The 16,720-nt window shown below is 58.8% G+C and carries 22 protein-coding genes; 2 read left to right on the top strand and 20 right to left on the bottom strand.

The window, feature by feature from the left end; all coding sequences use genetic code 11:
- The first annotated feature begins 3 nt into the window (after positions 1–3).
- Positions 4–342 carry a TraR/DksA family transcriptional regulator gene (locus AC2FH0_RS01275; protein ID WP_496701292.1) on the top strand — a complete coding sequence of 113 codons (339 nt, stop codon included), beginning with the start codon at positions 4–6 and terminating at the stop codon, positions 340–342.
- On the opposite strand, the gene AC2FH0_RS01270 is transcribed toward AC2FH0_RS01275, so the two are convergent.
- From AC2FH0_RS01270 to AC2FH0_RS01175, 20 genes are all read right to left on the bottom strand, one after another.
- Positions 323–619, bottom strand: coding sequence for a DUF7742 family protein (locus AC2FH0_RS01270; protein WP_496691065.1), 297 nt, complete (start codon positions 617–619; stop codon positions 323–325). The two genes, AC2FH0_RS01275 and AC2FH0_RS01270, sit on opposite strands and share 20 nt — an antisense overlap.
- Positions 620–624: 5 nt before the next feature.
- On the bottom strand, positions 625–4,587 hold the full coding sequence (locus AC2FH0_RS01265) for a baseplate multidomain protein megatron (RefSeq protein ID WP_496788334.1): 3,963 nt from the start codon (positions 4,585–4,587) through the stop codon (positions 625–627).
- On the bottom strand, positions 4,588–5,034 hold the full coding sequence (locus AC2FH0_RS01260) for a C40 family peptidase (RefSeq protein ID WP_496700530.1): 447 nt from the start codon (positions 5,032–5,034) through the stop codon (positions 4,588–4,590).
- Positions 5,031–5,918: a phage/gene transfer agent baseplate hub protein gene (locus AC2FH0_RS01255; RefSeq protein WP_496788332.1), complete on the bottom strand. Its 888-nt coding sequence runs from the start codon at positions 5,916–5,918 to the stop codon at positions 5,031–5,033. Before AC2FH0_RS01255 ends, AC2FH0_RS01260 begins: the two co-directional genes overlap by 4 nt.
- The gene (locus tag AC2FH0_RS01250; RefSeq protein ID WP_281971926.1) at positions 5,918–6,550 is read right to left on the bottom strand and encodes a DUF2460 domain-containing protein; all 633 of its coding nucleotides are present in this window, start codon (positions 6,548–6,550) and stop codon (positions 5,918–5,920) included. Before AC2FH0_RS01250 ends, AC2FH0_RS01255 begins: the two co-directional genes overlap by 1 nt.
- A 15-nt stretch (positions 6,551–6,565) precedes the next feature.
- A complete protein-coding gene (locus AC2FH0_RS01245) occupies positions 6,566–7,228 on the bottom strand; it encodes an RcGTA-type gene transfer agent tail tape measure protein (RefSeq protein ID WP_496688416.1) in 663 nt (220 codons plus the stop codon).
- Entirely contained in the window at positions 7,215–7,424 is a 210-nt protein-coding gene (locus tag AC2FH0_RS01240) for a rcc01693 family protein (protein ID WP_496708562.1), read from the bottom strand. Before AC2FH0_RS01240 ends, AC2FH0_RS01245 begins: the two co-directional genes overlap by 14 nt.
- Positions 7,421–7,741 carry a gene transfer agent family protein gene (locus AC2FH0_RS01235; RefSeq protein WP_496708563.1) on the bottom strand — a complete coding sequence of 107 codons (321 nt, stop codon included), beginning with the start codon at positions 7,739–7,741 and terminating at the stop codon, positions 7,421–7,423. The genes AC2FH0_RS01240 and AC2FH0_RS01235 overlap by 4 nt, the downstream gene beginning before the upstream one ends.
- Positions 7,742–7,743: 2 nt before the next feature.
- On the bottom strand, positions 7,744–8,157 hold the full coding sequence (locus tag AC2FH0_RS01230) for a phage major tail protein, TP901-1 family (RefSeq protein WP_142633188.1): 414 nt from the start codon (positions 8,155–8,157) through the stop codon (positions 7,744–7,746).
- Between the two features lie 20 nt (positions 8,158–8,177).
- Positions 8,178–8,591, bottom strand: coding sequence for a DUF3168 domain-containing protein (locus AC2FH0_RS01225; RefSeq protein ID WP_142633186.1), 414 nt, complete (start codon positions 8,589–8,591; stop codon positions 8,178–8,180).
- Positions 8,588–8,926 (bottom strand): phage head closure protein, encoded by a 339-nt coding sequence (locus tag AC2FH0_RS01220; RefSeq protein WP_142633184.1) that lies wholly within the window; start codon positions 8,924–8,926, stop codon positions 8,588–8,590. Before AC2FH0_RS01220 ends, AC2FH0_RS01225 begins: the two co-directional genes overlap by 4 nt.
- Positions 8,923–9,522 carry a head-tail connector protein gene (locus AC2FH0_RS01215; RefSeq protein ID WP_496691059.1) on the bottom strand — a complete coding sequence of 200 codons (600 nt, stop codon included), beginning with the start codon at positions 9,520–9,522 and terminating at the stop codon, positions 8,923–8,925. The genes AC2FH0_RS01220 and AC2FH0_RS01215 overlap by 4 nt, the downstream gene beginning before the upstream one ends.
- A 173-nt stretch (positions 9,523–9,695) precedes the next feature.
- The gene (locus AC2FH0_RS01210; protein ID WP_496788330.1) at positions 9,696–10,874 is read right to left on the bottom strand and encodes a phage major capsid protein; all 1,179 of its coding nucleotides are present in this window, start codon (positions 10,872–10,874) and stop codon (positions 9,696–9,698) included.
- A gap of 35 nt (positions 10,875–10,909) precedes the next feature.
- Positions 10,910–11,467: an HK97 family phage prohead protease gene (locus AC2FH0_RS01205; RefSeq protein WP_496700536.1), complete on the bottom strand. Its 558-nt coding sequence runs from the start codon at positions 11,465–11,467 to the stop codon at positions 10,910–10,912.
- Positions 11,468–11,481: 14 nt separating this feature from the next.
- Positions 11,482–11,700 carry a GTA head formation protein, RCAP_rcc01685 family gene (locus AC2FH0_RS01200; RefSeq protein ID WP_496691057.1) on the bottom strand — a complete coding sequence of 73 codons (219 nt, stop codon included), beginning with the start codon at positions 11,698–11,700 and terminating at the stop codon, positions 11,482–11,484.
- On the bottom strand, positions 11,693–12,856 hold the full coding sequence (locus AC2FH0_RS01195; RefSeq protein WP_496788328.1) for a phage portal protein: 1,164 nt from the start codon (positions 12,854–12,856) through the stop codon (positions 11,693–11,695). The genes AC2FH0_RS01200 and AC2FH0_RS01195 overlap by 8 nt, the downstream gene beginning before the upstream one ends.
- Before the next feature lie 197 nt (positions 12,857–13,053).
- The gene (locus AC2FH0_RS01190) at positions 13,054–13,665 is read right to left on the bottom strand and encodes a hypothetical protein (protein ID WP_496700538.1); all 612 of its coding nucleotides are present in this window, start codon (positions 13,663–13,665) and stop codon (positions 13,054–13,056) included.
- Positions 13,666–13,769: 104 nt separating this feature from the next.
- On the bottom strand, positions 13,770–15,140 hold the full coding sequence (locus AC2FH0_RS01185; protein WP_496788326.1) for a DNA-packaging protein: 1,371 nt from the start codon (positions 15,138–15,140) through the stop codon (positions 13,770–13,772).
- On the bottom strand, positions 15,049–15,393 hold the full coding sequence (locus AC2FH0_RS01180; RefSeq protein WP_496688435.1) for a hypothetical protein: 345 nt from the start codon (positions 15,391–15,393) through the stop codon (positions 15,049–15,051). Before AC2FH0_RS01180 ends, AC2FH0_RS01185 begins: the two co-directional genes overlap by 92 nt.
- Before the next feature lie 206 nt (positions 15,394–15,599).
- Entirely contained in the window at positions 15,600–15,977 is a 378-nt protein-coding gene (locus AC2FH0_RS01175) for a VOC family protein (RefSeq protein ID WP_496688437.1), read from the bottom strand.
- A gap of 40 nt (positions 15,978–16,017) precedes the next feature.
- On the opposite strand from AC2FH0_RS01175, the gene AC2FH0_RS01170 reads away from it, so the two are divergent.
- Positions 16,018–16,554 (top strand): winged helix-turn-helix transcriptional regulator, encoded by a 537-nt coding sequence (locus AC2FH0_RS01170; RefSeq protein ID WP_496788323.1) that lies wholly within the window; start codon positions 16,018–16,020, stop codon positions 16,552–16,554.
- Positions 16,555–16,720: the final 166 nt, after the last annotated feature.

Genomic DNA, 16,720 nt, shown 5'->3' with positions numbered 1-16,720 from the left:
AAAATGAATGAGGCTGACCTGAAGCAAATCAACGAGAAAATCCTTGTCAGGCTGGACGAATTGGCGCGCCAGTCGCAGGCCGGGAAAGATGCGCAATCTGTTGTTGAACTGGATCAACAATCTATCGGTCGTCTGAGCCGGATGGATGCGCTACAGAACCAGGCCATGGCCAAGGCGCACCAAGTCAATCGGGACCTGGAATACCGACGCCTTTTGGCCGCGCTGAAGCGGATTGAAAGTCGAGAATACGGATTCTGCGAAGATTGCGGCGAGCCGATTCCAAATGGCCGACTGGAATTGGACCTCGCCGCAACCAGATGTGTCAGCTGTGCTTCTGGTTGATGCGGAACCGGATCAAATGACGCAGCACCGTCTCAAAACACCGGCAATACTGCAGATCATCGAATGAGGGTTCGGCGGCAAGGCGCCGGTTTCGGGCCGCAGCCATTAACGAACCGTTGCCGAACAACGGGTGTAGCCGCCCTGTTTTACTTACATGGCCATCAGCCGTTTCAGCTTCGGCAATCATACGTCGGCATAAACGGTCACGCTGATCGGGCGGCGCGTTCAACAAAACACGCGCCGCCGTGCTGACATCTCCGTGCAATACGGGCCGCACCGCGCCTATCCGACCTGCAGCCTGACAGGCAATCCAGGTCCGTAAGCCGCAGATATCTGCGAAACCGACACCTCATAAGACCCAGTTGCAGCGTCACCGGCCTTCATGGACGACGTGTAATTCCAATCCGGCTGGGCAACGACCTGTTCCCGAATCAGGCTACCGTTCTGCCGGACCTGAACAAGGTAGGCTTCGGTTTCTTCATTCAACGGCACATCCAGCCCGGACCAGTCATCGCCATCCAGACGTGTCCGCCGCACCCATGAGAACACGTCCCTCGAGCTGGATTGCTGCACGCGAAGATGAGAAGGGGCATAGGGCCGCAAACCATTGCCTTCAAAGGCCTCGACCAGATGCTCGTAAGAGGGATCTTCGTACCCTCTGGTTGCAGGCCCGATACGGTAATGTTTGGTCAGGCCACGTTCCGACCGCAACAACCCTGTCTGGAAGACACGTTCGTCCAACAACACGAACATTGATCCTTCGGGCCAGAGATCGGGCATGATTGCATCTGTCCCCAGCTGGCCGCGCAACCGGCCAGATAGGGTATAGACACCTTCCTCTTGCAGAGCAGCATCCGCGAACTGGAACACCTCCCAATTGCCGGGCGTTCCGTCGCCAATCGCTGCAAGATTTGCGCCGTTTAACAAGGCAGACCGTGGACGGGACTCCAGGACGCCATCTACAAGATTGACACGTAAGGCATCGCCTTCATCCCAAAGTCCGGTACTGGCCCTTCGCATCGGGCTTGCGGTGAAGCCTATTATGGCCTGCCCTGTTATCACCTGTTGCAACGCGTAATCCTCATCGCTTAATGCGGCATACACCGCAACGCTTCCTGGCCAAGGGTCTGCTGCAGCCGCAAGATATGGCGCATGCGGCACTTCGGAACCGGTGATCAGAGGCAGGTCCAAGAATACCGGCAGCACCGGCACCGGAGCGACAAATGGCTTCGCTGTAACTTCATCAGCGGGGGCATCTGGCGGTGTGTAAACGCCGGGCTCGATCCTGACAGCCTCGGCCAGTTGCATTTCGGCCTGTTCAAGCCTGTCAATGCGATAGCGCGCTTCCTGCCCACCACTGACAAGCCGCACAACATCCCCTGCCCCGACATTCAAAAGCGAAGGCGGTAATGCAAACCTAGCCGTTTCACGCGAGACACGCGCCTCACTCAGCCAGCGTTCCACCGTTTGACGCCCCTCGGCCCGCGTCATGGACAACGGCATCTCATTTACCGATACCGAATGGGTTTCATCATCAGGCAACACAGCCTCTTCCGAGGCTATTTCATGGTCAGCATCAGACTGAACAAAGCGCAGCCTGACACGGCCAGAGATTTCCGCCTCAGCCTCGCGACGATATTCCACGTGTCCGTCAATGTCCGAAGTGATGGCCAACTGCTCTTCATTCAGGGTCAGGGCACGTGCGCCATCCCGCATCTGAAAGATCAGCTTTCCTTCGCGTTCAAGCGCATCGAAACCATACCGCAGCATGAGCGGTTGCAATGCCGAACGGGCATCCGAAACCTGTTCAACCGCATAGCCCTGAACGGAACCGTAAAGGCCCGAGACATCAATCTCGGTAACACCGGCAGCATGGCAAAGCTCGGTTACAACAGAGGCCAGCGTTCGTGAGCCGGAACGCCCATTAAGCCAATGGCCGCGGGCATAGTTGGCCCCATCGCTCCACTGGCTGCGCAGGTTTGGAAAGGTCGGATAGGGCCGCGCATCCCACGCCCAGACATAGGCATTGGACACGTCCACCATCGGGCCGCCATAGCTGGATGAAACTGGATTGATATCTGCGTCCGACCAATAGCCAAGAACCGCCCTGAGGTATTGCGTCTGCAGAAAGTCGTCCCGAAGCCCGTTTGAATATTTCGGCAACCCGGATTCTGAAGATTTAGGGTCTAGAAACTTGTTGGGCTGGTTGGTGCCTTTGTCTACTGCCGCACAACCGAGCTCAGTGAACCAGATGGGCTTGGACTCTGGCAACCAGTCAGTCGGGTTGTCGCTACGCACACCATTGATTCGCTCGTGATGCGGTTGTGACCACCAGTTGCGAACGTCCTTATAACGCCAGATCCAAGGCTCGTTATGTAAACCATCTTCGATCGGCGTACGGATTTGTGCCGCCTCTTCCTCAGGCGAAGCATAATACCAGTCATAGCCCTCGCCACCCTCGATGTTCCCGCGCAGATAGGAAAGATCGTAGATGGATTTTGCCCCGACATCTGCATCCAAGTGATCTTCACCGTCCCGCCAGTCGGACAGAGGCATGTAATTGTCGATACCGACGAAATCTATGTTATCATCCGCCCAAAGCGGATCGAGATGGAAGTAGCGGTCCCCACTGCCATCATATGGCTGGTAGCCGAAATACTCGCTCCAGTCCGCCGCATAACCGATCTTTGTGTCTGGCCCCAGAATACTACGCACTTGCCCTGCCAAAACGCGCAGCTGCTCAACGGCCGGAAATCCGTTTAGGCCACGAATCTGGGTAAGACCACGCATTTCCGAACTGATACAGAAGGAGTCCACCCCACCTGCCGCCTTACACAATGCAGCGTAGTGAAGAATAAATCGGCACAACCCCCAGTCCTGCGGGCCAGAGTAGGAAACCGTGCCGTTTCCGATAACAAAATCAACCGCTCGCGCCTGACCAAAGAAATCGGACACCTGAACATCGGCCTCTGCCATCTGGTCCGGAGACCCGTCCCGCCCAGGCGCAACGCTCAGGGTGATGCGACCGCGCCAGGGAAGGTGGGGCTGATCGCTGGCGTCTGACCACGGATCGGGCAATCCGTTTCCACCGATCTGATCCATCAGGATAAACGGGTAGAACATGACCCGCTTCCCCTCTTGCTTAAGGTGTTGGATCGCTTGAATGACCGACGCGTCCGCTGGTGTCGCGCCATAGACGGGCTCGTTATTTTCCTGACGAACGATCTGGGCGGTTGCCCTTGTCAGCCCCGCGACACCCCAGGGCATATTTTTGCCTTCGATACCATTTTGCAGAACCTTTGGTTGTATCTTGCATTGACCGCATCGCAGATCACTTCCGAACCAGGACACAACCAAAGAGGCGGATTCACAGCCCGGAAGTTCACTTTTCAAGGCTTGTGTGGACGTCACGAGATCAGGCAAACCAGAGGTTGAATTCACATTGGCCGCCCAACTGCGGCCGCGGCCTTTTGTGTAATTCACCTGCTGGGACGCCAATGCATATTCACCGGTCCCAGGCATTAGCGCCACGCCTCGTACAATACGTGACAGGGAATTTTCGGTATCAGGCAAACCAGGCTGCTCTTGCCGCACGACCTCGAACGAGAACTGCGGGACGCGGTTTCCAAAAGCGCCCAACTTTAAACCTTCGATCACGATATAGGCAGTGCCACGATAGGCCGGGACGTTTCCAGTCCCTTCGATTGCTTCGATCAACGGATCGGGCAGCTGATCGTCGGTGCCAGGATAGACGCGCATATTCAAACTGCTGCGCTCAATCTCTTCGCCATCCGCCCAGACACGCGGCACGTCAGATATTTGCCCCGCGCCCAACGCGACCGCTAATGAAACTGAATAGCTGTAGCTGTTGGTGGTCGTTGTAACCTCGGGCTGCTTGGGGGATCCCTTGCCACCCCCAACCGATTGCGTGGTAGAGCTGGTGCTGCGGGTTTCCAGAAAATCCGAAGCCCAGATAACCTGCCCCCCGATACGCATTCGACCAAAGATGTTGGCGACAGCGGCGCCCTCGCCCGTCTGAGTAAGGCGAAAACGGTCCAATCGGCCTGTTTCTACAACTTCGCTGCCGCTGCCCATGACCGACTGGCTCATCAAACGCTGGTCGATGACACGCCCAAGAGTGGCACCAATGGCACGGCCGATAACTGCCGTGGACAGCCCCGCAACCGTCCCGCCAATGGCCCCGCCAACAGCGGCACCCGCCGCAGACAGTAATATCGTCGCCATTTAGATATCCTCCGTGGGGAACTCAAAACAAGAAACAACCCGCCGTCGCCACGGGTCGCTTAGGGCGCTTTCAACAACGCCATGTCCGGAATAAGCGTGAATGAACCGAGGGATGTCTCGACAGGTGCTGACAATTCCCAAATGCTTGGCAACGCCACTTTCCCGCATACGAAACAGCAACACGTCTCCGACCGAAAACCATGCCGGATCTTTCTCGATGAGATGGCGGCGTGCTGCGGCCCACATACGCTCTTCGCCCTGTGGTTCAGACCAATCCATGCTATAGATTGGGACGGCCTCAGGTTCGTGCCCGAGCACAGCGCGCCATACGCCACGCAGTAGTCCCAGACAGTCCGTTCCGGTGCCTCTTACAGACGCCTGATGGACATAGGGGGTGCCTAGCCAGCTTCTGGCCTCATCAACAATGCTTTGCTTTGTCGGGATCATCGTCTGCTTCCCCCCCTGTTTGCCCCGTTTTTCTTGGGAACCGCCATCACCCAATCTTCGGAAGGCAGGTCAGGAAAGCCCTGAAAATTCGTGATATTATTGAACTTCAAGCGGCAGGTCGTCATGCGCTTGTCGCAACCTGCGGTCAGCCTCACCCTGTCGCCCTCGGCCAATCCACCGCTGATTGCAGACCACAGAACGACCGATCGACCTGTGTCGGTCTTTTGGTCCTTCTTGACCGCCCCCCACAGCCCAGCCGCACGGCCTGTCAGCACATCAAGCCGACCACGTTCGAACCATGTCTCAAGGTGAGTTTCCGCCCCTCGCAGCTGCAAAATACTGCCACCCGTCAAACCGACGATCTCAGCTTCGGCCGAGTATCCCAGGGCATCGGTGTTGAACCCGCACGCCTTGTCGCCCAGCACGGCTGTGCAGGGCTTTTGGTAAATCCGGCCCAAAGGTCGGTTCAACTTATCTGTCAGGCCCCGCAATTCGGCATGAAAAGCCCCACCTGCCCGTCGCAATTCACCGATTGATCCGCGGAACTGCAACATTCGCTGCGATGGATCGGCCCAGTTCACAAGCCATGCCCGCACCTCGGCCCCGTCGAAGCGACCGGATTCGATATCCTTTTCGGTTACTGCGACATCCGATAACGCACCCATTGCTTCCGAGTTATCAATGGACAGCCCCGTTGCCTGCTCGATCGCGGCTGCCGTCAGACCCGAACTTGCATTGAAGTCCAGGCCTTCAAAGCTCAGCTTCAGGTCATGGTCGGTAAAGCCAAACTGAACACCGTCTGTGCGCGTAATCGCCCAACACCGACAGGTCGTTGTCAGACCGCTCTGCAGATGGACCTGCAGTGCCTGTTTGTCACCAGCCATCAGACACGCACCTCGACCACTGGCACGTTCGGAACGTCCCCTGCCTGAAAACTCGCGACACTTGTCTGGATCTTGTCGGTGTCAAACCTCACTGGCACATCGAATTCAAAGCCGGCGGTGATATCAACCCGTTCAGGCGGAGGCGAATAGAACGTGACCAACCCCGAGTTCAGATCCACCTCGAAGTCGACACCTTCACGCATCTCATCCTGCTCGACGCCCACGCGGACGGTTCCCAATACGGGTTTGACGACCGGCCTTACATAAGTGAATCCACCCGAGGAATAGGTCTTTACCAGCTGGAATTCTGTCGCTACGCCATCACCTTGCGCAATGATCTGGTCGCCTTGGGCAACTTCGCCCGTAGCCGCACCAGATTTGAAATCGGACCAGTCTTTCCAGCGAAATCCAAACATCTGCCCCTGCCTCGCCTCGAAGAACGAGATCAACGTTTCGATGTCATCCAAGGATCGCATACCCAGACCGGCATCATAGCGACGCCGCGAATGCGCCCAGGGGGTATTGCGCTCTTCGAACCCGTTCGCCAGCGTCACAATATCCGTGCGCCTCTCGGGCCCACCGACCGAACCAAAACTCAGGCTGGCCGGAAATCTCACCTCGTGGAAATTCATGATCTGCTCCCTGATCTACCTGTTGCGATTGCCACGACCCAGCGCGCGGCTCATCTGGGCCGCGATCTGGCTTTGGCTTCGACGGAAACCCTGTACGTCCGGGGTGGTGATGTTCATCACCACGTTTACCGCAGAACCACCGCCCGACATGCGCACGCCCAATTTCCCGTCTGTTCCGCGGGCCAGGGGCATGATGGCCTCGGGGCCGGCTTCGCCCATCAGCCCGGTGCCGCCACGCATGGGAAACGTAGTCGGGCCGCTAATCACTCCGCCGTTGGCAAAGGGCATCACCCGTCCCTGACTAAAACTGCCGCCATCCGCGAAAGGCAGGATGCCCTTCACAAAGCCGCCGATCCCATTGGCAAGAAGGCCGCCGAAGTGATCCGTGACCGGTTTGATCGCCGCCGAATACGCGGTGCGGATCATCGAGTTTTTCAGCACATCCAGCGCATCGGACAGGTTCATTCCGTCCATCACGACGCCATCGAACGCCCGTCGCAGGCCGCCGGACATGCCACGCTCCAGCGTCGCCACATCCTTACCCGTTTCTTCAAACGCCGCCTTGATGCGCTTCATCTGCCCATCAAATGCCGCGGCCATTGACGCCGCATCACCCAGCGAGTCGCCAAGCGCCTCGCCGCGTTCCTGCAGGTCGTCCAACCCGTCACGATCCGTCATCACGCTCTCCTATTGTCTTGTCCGGATAGGCCGCCAACAACGCGTCCAGACCCATCTTGTTCATCGAAGGCATGCCCGCGCCCTGCCCCAGCATCAGCCGCAGCTCGGCCGGGGTCAGGTTCCAGAATTGGTCCGGTGTCAGGCGTAGGCTGAGGAACCCGGCCCGCATCAATGCGGGCCAGTCGAACCCGCTCATGCCTGCCCCGGCACCATGAAGGCCCTTGCCAACAGCTCGGCCGCAGCACGGGCTCCGTGCATTGGCCCACCCTCAATCTCGGCACTCAGCAGGTCAGCGCGGGTGACATTGGTCCCGCCTCCTCGCAACCCGGCGACGATAAGCGCCAGAACATCGCCGCTGGAATAGGCGCCACCTTCGAACCGTTGCACCAGTTCAACCAATGTCCCGATGCCCAGCTCTTGTTCCAGTTCCGCCAAAGCGCCCAACGTCAGCTTCAGAACCCGTTGCTCTCCATCGATGGTCAGTGCCACCTCTCCTGTCCACGGATTGGCCATCGTTACAGCGCCGTAAAGGTCAGAGCACCGGCGCTTGCCATGCTCATTTCATAGGTCGCTTCGCCATTGTGAGAGCCCGCATATTCGATGCCGGTCACCTGGAACGCACCTTCAACAATCCCGAAATCCGGGATGATGATCTGAAAACCCGGTGTCTCACCGTCAAAGAACAGCTGTCGCGCGCGCTCATCCGTTCCCGCGTCCTTGAATACGCCCGAGCCCGAGATCGAGGCCGACTTGACCCCCGCGCCCGACAAAAGCTCGCGCCAGCCACCCTGGCTTTCCAGGCTGGTCACATCGACACTTTCCGCGTTGAAACTGACCCGCGTGGCACGCAGCCCCGCAATGGTCTCGAACAGGCCTGAGCCGTTCATATCCACTTTGACCAACAGGTCTTTTCCGTTCTGGGCAGCCATTTGCTCTCTCCGTTGATTGCTTAATCGTCTTCCACGCGGGCGCGGAATTTCAGGTCGATCTGGCGGATCGCGCCGCCCGTTCCGGTCCGACGGGCCGAGGCACGTTCGAACCACAGCCCGACCAATCGGCCTCGATCCAGGGTCAGCCCCGCACTGTCCAGGGCGTCACAAACCGCCCCCGCCAACGTTTTTGCTGCACCGAACCCGGCAGCTTCGGACACGACGGACACCGTGAACCGATGCACCGCACCGGTCCCCGACCGGTCCGAGGCATCGCGCACCTCTTCCGGGCCCAGCGTCACATAGGTTTGCGGAACTGAACCCGCTGGAACGGCGTCATAGATCGCTCCACCTGAAAGAGTGCTGATCTGTGTGTCTTCCGACAATTTCTGGTAAATTGCCGCCTGCAACGCGGCTGAAACGCCATAGCTCATACCGCCACCTCCTCATCCGCAAAGCAGATCAAGTACTGGCCGCGCAGGTCCCGCTCGGCGACGGCGCGGATAACGAAACGGCGTGTGCCTTCCGCAAACCGCTGATCCGGCGAGGGGCGCATGGTCGATCCTTCGGGCGCGCCACGAACCACAATCCGGTAGCCGACACGCGAAACCGGCAACCCTGCAACATTTCGCTCTGACCCGCTGCGCGCAGTGACTTCGGCCCAAACCGAGCCCAAGGCGACCCATGTTTCCAGATACCCACCGGCGCCATCAGCGGTGCGCACGGAGGATTCAAGCAACAGTTTTCTATTCAGCCGGGGCGCCTTCATTGGGCCACCCCTGCACCAAAACGAACCACACGATAGCGTTGGATCAGGCTGGTCACGCCAAAGGGCATACAGCCGGCACCCAACGTGGTCTCATCCCGGTATTCATAGTAATGCGCGGCCAACAGCAGAACCGCCTGCCCAAGATCTGCCGGCAAGCTTGACCATTCCCCGGCAATACCGGCGATAAACGCGATCTTCACGGATCCGCCGGTCGAAATAGCGGGCAAGACAGCCCCGGCAGGGCGTATCCGCGGGCGCTGGCTATCGCGATCCAATCTGTATCTGTCAGACGAAACGGCGGTTTCAGTACCCGCTGCATCCGTCAAACTGACCGTATTGATGGTCGAGACCGGCGCCACAGGCAGCACTTCGCCCGCAGGGTCACGCCAACTGTTAAGGCTCCAGGAAAACTCACGCGTGATAAGTACCTTCCCGGTACGCGCCTCAATCGCAGCAATCGCCGCCCTTAAGAAGCCCTTGAGCACTTCATCCTGCACGCTGGCACCAGTAAAGCCTGTTCCCAGCCTCAAATGCGCCTTGAACTGATCCACCGGCAGCGCCGCATCCGCGATGGCGGTTTCTTCGATCAACATCATCCATTCACTCCGCAATCTCGGACCCCTCCGGGGCCGTAACTTCAGGAATTGACGGGCACGCGCCGCCCCACGTTGCTCGGACGGAGGGGAGCAGCTAGACAACGCAGGGGATCTCACCCCGACCCGCGCCCGCCGCCCCGAGGGGCAAAGGCCCCCCAGGAATTCAGCCCGCTTTAGGCGGTGCCGAATTTCACCAGCTTGATCGCAGCAAAGTCGCTGACATCGCCGCCGACGCGCTTGGTCGCATAGAACAGGACATGCGGTTTGGCGCTGAAGGGATCGCGCAATACACGCAGGTCCGGGCGCTCGGCGATGGTATAGCCCGCCTGGAAGTCACCGAAGGCAATCGAGAAACTGTCGGTTCCCGCATCCGGCATGTCTTCGGCGATCAGCACCGGATAGCCCATCAGACGTGCCGGCTCACCGGCCGCCAGACCGTCCGACCACAAGAAGCGGCCATCGCTGTCTTTCAGCTTGCGGATCAGACCAGCAGTTTTCGAGTTCATCACGAAGGTCCCGTTGACCCGGTACTGCGCACCCAGAGCATAAACCACGTCCACAATGGCATCCGCCTCGACACCGCCATCGATGCCGGTGGGGACATAACCAATGTTACCCCAATCCCAAACATCGTTGTCGACCTTGGCGTGGTTCAGAATACCCTTGGGTTTGTCCGCACCGTCGCCGTTGATAAAGGCCGAGGCCTCGGCGCGTGCAAACTTGTCCGCGATACGACCGGCCAGCCAACCCTCGACATCGAACGCGCTGTCATCCAGCAGTCGCTGCGAGGCTTTGGGCAGTGCGCTCAGCTCGTGCAGCGGGATCGATATCCGGTCAATCGACGGGGTGCTGGTTTCGCTCGCCGCAGCATTTTCATCTGCCCAGCCCGCACCGATATCCGTGTGGTCGATCAAAACATCGAACGAGTTCGCCTCGACATTTACGATCGAAGCAATCGAGCGGATAGAGGCCGTAGATTTCAGCACCGATTTGATGATCTCGGCGGTTTGCGGGTCAATCAGGTACCCACCGTCACTGTTCACAGCGCTCGAGAGGGATTTCACCTCCATCTCAAGCCCACGCAGGCCGTCATCCTCACCCGAACGCACATAGGCATCAAAGGCCTTCTGATGCGGTGCACCGTCCTCGATTGAGGCCGCAAGATGCGGGCGTGCCGCGATGGTTGATTTACGATCCAGCATGGTCAGTCGCTCTTCTGTCTGTTGCAATTTGGTTTTAACTTCAGCCTTCAGGCCCTTGAATTCGTTCACGAAGCCAGTCATCGCCTGCTTCACCTCCTGAACCAGGGGCACACCCTCTCCGGTCAAGGCCGGGGTTTCGGTCTTGCTCATCAGCACTTCCTTTTTGGGGGTGAGGTTTCGGCGCGCTAGGTTCGCGCCAGCTCCTGCCGGGCGTGATCAAACACCTCGGCAATACTGCGCCAGGTGTTCTCGGCCTCGGGGTCCACCCCCTTTGCCGCCACCCGCGCACTGGGCAGCATCGGGAACGTCACCAGCGACACCTCCCACAGCTCCAGTTCGGTCAGGACCCGCTGGCCCTTGTCATTCTTCACGGCGCGCTTGGTACGATAGCCAATCGACAGGCCATCCATTGCGCCCGCCCGGATCAACTCGGCCGCCTCGCGACCTTTCTGAGTGCTTTCCAGCAGACGTCCCTTGACCCACAAGCCCCGGTCATCTTCGTGCACCTCATCCCAGACACCAATGGGCTGCGCCGGGTCATGCTGCCAGAGCATCTTGACCCGTTGACCCGCTGTGCCCAGCCTCTCAAGCGAACCGCGATACGCACCTTTCTGCACCACGTCACTGCCCTGATCCACCTGTCCAAACAGGCTGGCATAACCTTCGATCACCGCGTCCTCGGTCACCGAAAGACCCTCTCCGAACCGTGCGAACTTATGCTCCAAATCCATAAACTTCTCCATGTAACTCTCTGAATTCATGGCGTTACTGAAAGGAATGACTGAAACGCCTGCGCTAGGATCACCGCTGCCACGCCATACACCGTCAACCACAACCGCCTCTCCAGCCGCTCCATCATCTCTTCGATCTGATCCAGCCGCTGGCACAAATGCGCATGCTGAATCTCGGCCACCCGCTCATGCGCGGCCAGCCGCAAGCCTGGCGCGCAATCGAATGGCGGATATCCTTCAGCCATCCGCACGCTCCGGCAGCCCCAGCAAAGCACGCTTTTCTGCGTCAGTCAGGAACTCAGCCCCATTGACCCGCGCCCAAAGCGCATCCCGCTCGGAGGACAACGCTGGAACCTGATCCAGATCGGGCTTCAGCATAAGCTCTTCGCCGGTAAAGCCGGCCAACCACGCCGACACCACCGCCGCCACCCGCGTCACCAGGGGCAGCACGGTCAGGCGGTAAAACGCCCGGTTGGCCTCCTGATAGTTCGAATAGGTCGCATCGCCCTGGATCCCCAGCAACATCGGCGGGACCCCAAAGGCCAGCGCGATCTCGCGGGCGGCGGCTTCCTTGGTCTTTTGAAACTCCATGTCCGAGGGCGAAAAGCCCATCGGCTTCCAATCCAGGCCCCCCTCCAGAACCATCGGACGACCAGCATTGCGCGCCCCGCGATAGTTCTGCTCGATCTCATCGGAAAGACGCCGGAACTGATCCTCGGCCATCACCCCTTGGCCATCACCGCCCTTCCAAACCAGCGCCCCCGAAGGTCGCGCTGCATTGTCGAGCAGCGATTTTGACCACCGAGACGCGCTGTTGTGCACATCAATCGCCATCGCCGCAGCCTGCATCGGCGAGAACCCGTAGTGATCATCTTGCGGGTGGAACGATTTGATATGACAGATGTTTTCCGCCGCAAACCGGTGTTTCTTGCCGCCCACAGCGTAATCATACGCCTTGGGCCAGCCATCCGCTCCCGGCACCACGCTCATCCGGTCGGATCGCAAGACATGCAGCTCAACCGGCAGCCCTTCTTCGGCCTGAACCGCCTCAACATAGGCATTGCCCGACAGCAGCAACTGCGCAAACAAGGCCTCCATCAACTCTGCCCGCCCCTGTGCGGCATTCGGACGGCGCATCAGGGACAGGATCGGATGCGTCTCAAACCGCTGCGCCTGATCCTGCAGCACCAAAGGTAACGCCGCCGCCGCCTCGGCAATCAGCTTGACCGAGCGAAACCCCACCGGGTTCCCCGCAAACCCCGTCCGCGTCAGCGACACCGCATCCCGCGGACTCCACGCCACGCGCCCCCCGGTCTGCCACGCCACCACAGGCCCCGCCGCGCTCGCCTTCGCCTCGGGCGCCTCATCAGCCGATCCACGACGCAAGAAATCGAATACCATCTGTGCTCCTTTCTGCCGCCGCTCTGCCCGGCTTGTTGAAAGGAGTTATGACGGAAAGAAGTTTAAGCCTTGGGAATGGGGCGTACGGAGGGTGGGCAACGGGATAGCTGTAGCTGCATTGAGATGGGGCTACGCAGCCGAAACGAGGTCAAATCTAATGCTCATGACACTCCTGTGGTATCCGCTACATCACGCCGTCAAGATCGGATCATTGTGAGTAGTTCCTCAGCCTCCGGAACATAGTCCAACAGTATAGGGTAGTATGTCCTGCCAAAGAGTATCGGATGGCCGGGATGGGACAGCCCAAGCCCGAATGGTTGCACCTGCTGTTCGGAAAGAAGAATGCCAACTTCAAGTGATGGATAAGGGCGACTATCGACTATTGAATACGGAAACTTCGCTGAATGTTCACACGAAACGACATAGAGCCGGACACCTAGCCTCCAGTTTCTACCTCGCCGGCAAACAATTACCCGCCTGTTCGTAACAAAATAGGCCAAGTTATACAGGACGTAGTGCCGCTGACTCGCGATGCTAAACGAAAAGGCAACGAAAGCGAACGTTACTGCTCCGTATATCCAATACGCCTCAAAACGGCCAAACTCGGCATCGGCATTGATGAATGGAATAGTAGCCCACATGACGACCGAAGCGACCAACAGGAAAACATGAATCTTCCGCTCCTCACCTACCGCCTGAAAGAACTTGCGTCCGTATCCGGGTTCACCCGACCAGAGCAACTTTTCGCCGGGGGCGAGAATATCTTTTAAATCAAATCTGTTGGTACTGGTTACTGTGACTTTTTGCATAGCTTAGCCTTTAAACTGTCAAATCTGCAGAAACCAGCCGCAAACAGTTGATAGCAAAGCTTGGTTAAAGCTCTGTTGTCGTCATTCCTTCCTGATCGCTAAGCTCACAAACTCCTTACCCTCGGCCGCCGATACGCCCCCGCAGGCCCGACAACCAACTCATGCAGCGCCCAGACCAACGCGTCGACCCGGTCGGGTGAGCCCTGCCCCTCAAACCCGCGCGCGGTCATCTGGCACATCTGCTCCTCCAGCGCGTCCAACCCGGCCACATGGGCCACCCGCCCCTGTTCGTACAAAGCCGCCACAGGCTCGGCCCGCGCGACCTTACCGCGTGACGCCCGCACCGCGCGGTACGGGACCAGAGGGTCCACCTGCCGCACGACCTCTTCCACCAGCTGGCCACCCTGATTGACCTCAGCCACCAGCCGTTCGGCCGCAAATTCATCCATCGCATCAATCGCCGCCTGCGCCCAGCCCGCCGGGCCGACGCCCTGCACCGTCCGGTCGGCCAGCACAAAGGCGCGCCACTCTTCGGGCGGCCCTTGCAAACACGCTCCAACGACGACAATCCCGCAAGCATCCGCAGCCGCCCCCGCCGTCACCGCAGGGTCCAGCGCCACCACGATGCGGTCCAGCTCGGCCTCCTGTGCACAACGCGCCGCCTCCAGCATCGATCCGGTCCACAGCGCCCCTTCAGCATCCGACAGTAGCACACCGTCCAACTCCTGCCGCCCCAACCGTGTGCCCGCATAACGCGCGCGCACTTCCTCCAAAAACGACCCCGCCAGATTGGCCCGGTTCGCCTCGGTAGGCGCATGGGTCTGCACGGTGGAGGGCGACGCCAGCAAACTCTTTAGCACTTTCACATTGCGCGGGGTGGTCGTCACGCAGACCCGAGGCTGATCCCCCAGCCGCAGCGCAAATTGCAACATATCCCAGGTTTCCCCGGCCTTTTTCCACTTGGCCAACTCGTCCACCCAGGCTGCATCGAATTGCGGCCCCCGCAATCCCTCGGGGTCATGCGCTGAAAACGCCTGCGCCTCGGCTCCGTTGGGCCAGATCAGCTTGCGTTCCGACGCCTTCCAGATAGGCCGACGATCCGGTGGCGAGCATTGTAAAATCCCGCTATCGCCAAAAATCATCACATCGCGCACCTGATCAAAGGTCTCGCCGACCAAGGCCACACGACAGGCCGCCCCCTTGTCCAACGGCAATGACCCCTCGACCACAGACCGCACCCACTCAGCTCCGGCCCGGGTCTTACCGGCCCCACGCCCCCCCATGATCACCCACGACCGCCAATCGCCCTCGGGCGGCAATTGATGCGGCAGAGCCCAGAACTCAAACAGGAAAGGGAGGGCGCATAGCCCCCCCTCCCCGATCTCACTCAGAAATCTGTCCTGCACCGCAGCAGGCGCGGAGGCGAGCCAGCCTGCACCCGATCTCAGATCGTGCCCGATCAAGGTCGAGCGCATAGCCCCCTTGGGCAATTCCGGCTTGTCTGTGATGTTGTTCGACAAAGCTTGTCTCCACTTTTTGGCAACTTCGGATCAGCCCCTCAAGCTGACCCAGTTGCTTGCCTGCACCAGCAAGATCTGCATCCTCCCCGGCACCGATCTGCCTGCGCAGTTCTTCCGCTGCTTTGCGCAGATCGCGAATGGATGTCTCAAGTGACTGCAACAAGTCAGCCGTCTGGGAAATCCGCTCTTCCGGGGTAATTAAAGTCATGTTTGCGTATTGACCTCATGCGTGAGTTTTCTCCGCACGAGAGAAACGAAAAACGGCCGCCGGGTGTTACCCCGAGGCCGTTGCCCACTTCTTCTAGCATGACACAGTTCGTACCAAATTAAGTCCGAAAAGTCAATGATTTGCGCAACACCCACGCAACAGGGAACGTGCGGTGCAGGTTAATATTTTCTTCCCTGCCGGAGTCTTTAGCCGCTGCCAGTCAAATCCTGCGCCAGCATCAGCGCATTCATATCCGGATCATAAAACGTGGCCGTGCTGACCATCCCTTCGATCGTTTCCGTCGCACCATCGAAGGCCACCCCTGCAGCCTCTAACGCGCTGCGGGCGGTGGTGATATCGGCGACCTCAAACACTGGAACGCAATTCCCCGGCGAAGGCTTGGCCTGCTCTCCTAACCCCAATGTGACACCGTCCACATTGGTGCGCATCTCACTCCAACCCGCTTCATCTATGTGATGGGCAATTTCAAACCCCAATTTGTCGCTGAACCATTCGGCGCTTGCATGGCGGTCCCGAACCGAAATCGCAAGCGTGATCGTGTTTTTCAAAGAAACAAGGGGCATCAATCTTTCCTTTTGAGCTAAATTATATTAACTATACTTTATGGACATTAATTTGCTTGTCAAGCTGACCTCCCGAGCTTGGTCGCTGAATATTCTGGCACTCATGCATTCCGGCACTCCTGGCAGGCAGGCCGCTCTGCTTGCTGCCACCAGCGCAGGAAGAACTGCCTTAGCGGCAAGCCTGGACCATCTCATACGCCTTGACCTGATCGAAAGGAATCCGGGCCACGGGCACCCATTGCGCCCTGAATTCCGATTAACCCTGCCGGGGATCGAAACCGCCAGTATGGCCAGCGCAATCGTAAACGCCGTTCCGGATGACACCAAGTTCAAGCTCGTCCGTAAATCCTGGACCGTCCCGATCCTGGCACTCACCGGCACTCCGCACCGCTTTTCCGCCATCAAATCGGATTTGGTATCGATCACGGATCGGGCGCTGTCGTCGTCCCTTCAACAGCTAGAGGCGCTCGACTGGATCCGGCGGGACATTGAAACTGCCGCGCGGATGCCCTTTCCTACATATCGAGCTGTAAGAACAGGTTTTGCGATCAACCAAGCGGTCAATCTCACTGCTTAAAGGTTGCAGACAGCCCACAACGATCCTTTTCGCCGGATGTGATCTATAACGCACAGCTTGACATTCCGCCCCGCAACCTGCATGAGCGCCTTAACAAAGCGCTGACGCGTGAGCATTGGCAGGTCCGACCTGCTCCACAGCGCTCGATTCACCCCATAGTTCCCCT

The sequence above is a fragment of the Ruegeria sp. CDSC051 genome (assembly GCF_059610665.1).
Note: the sequence above shows the minus strand (reverse complement) of the source record. Positions and strands in the feature narration are given on the sequence as shown.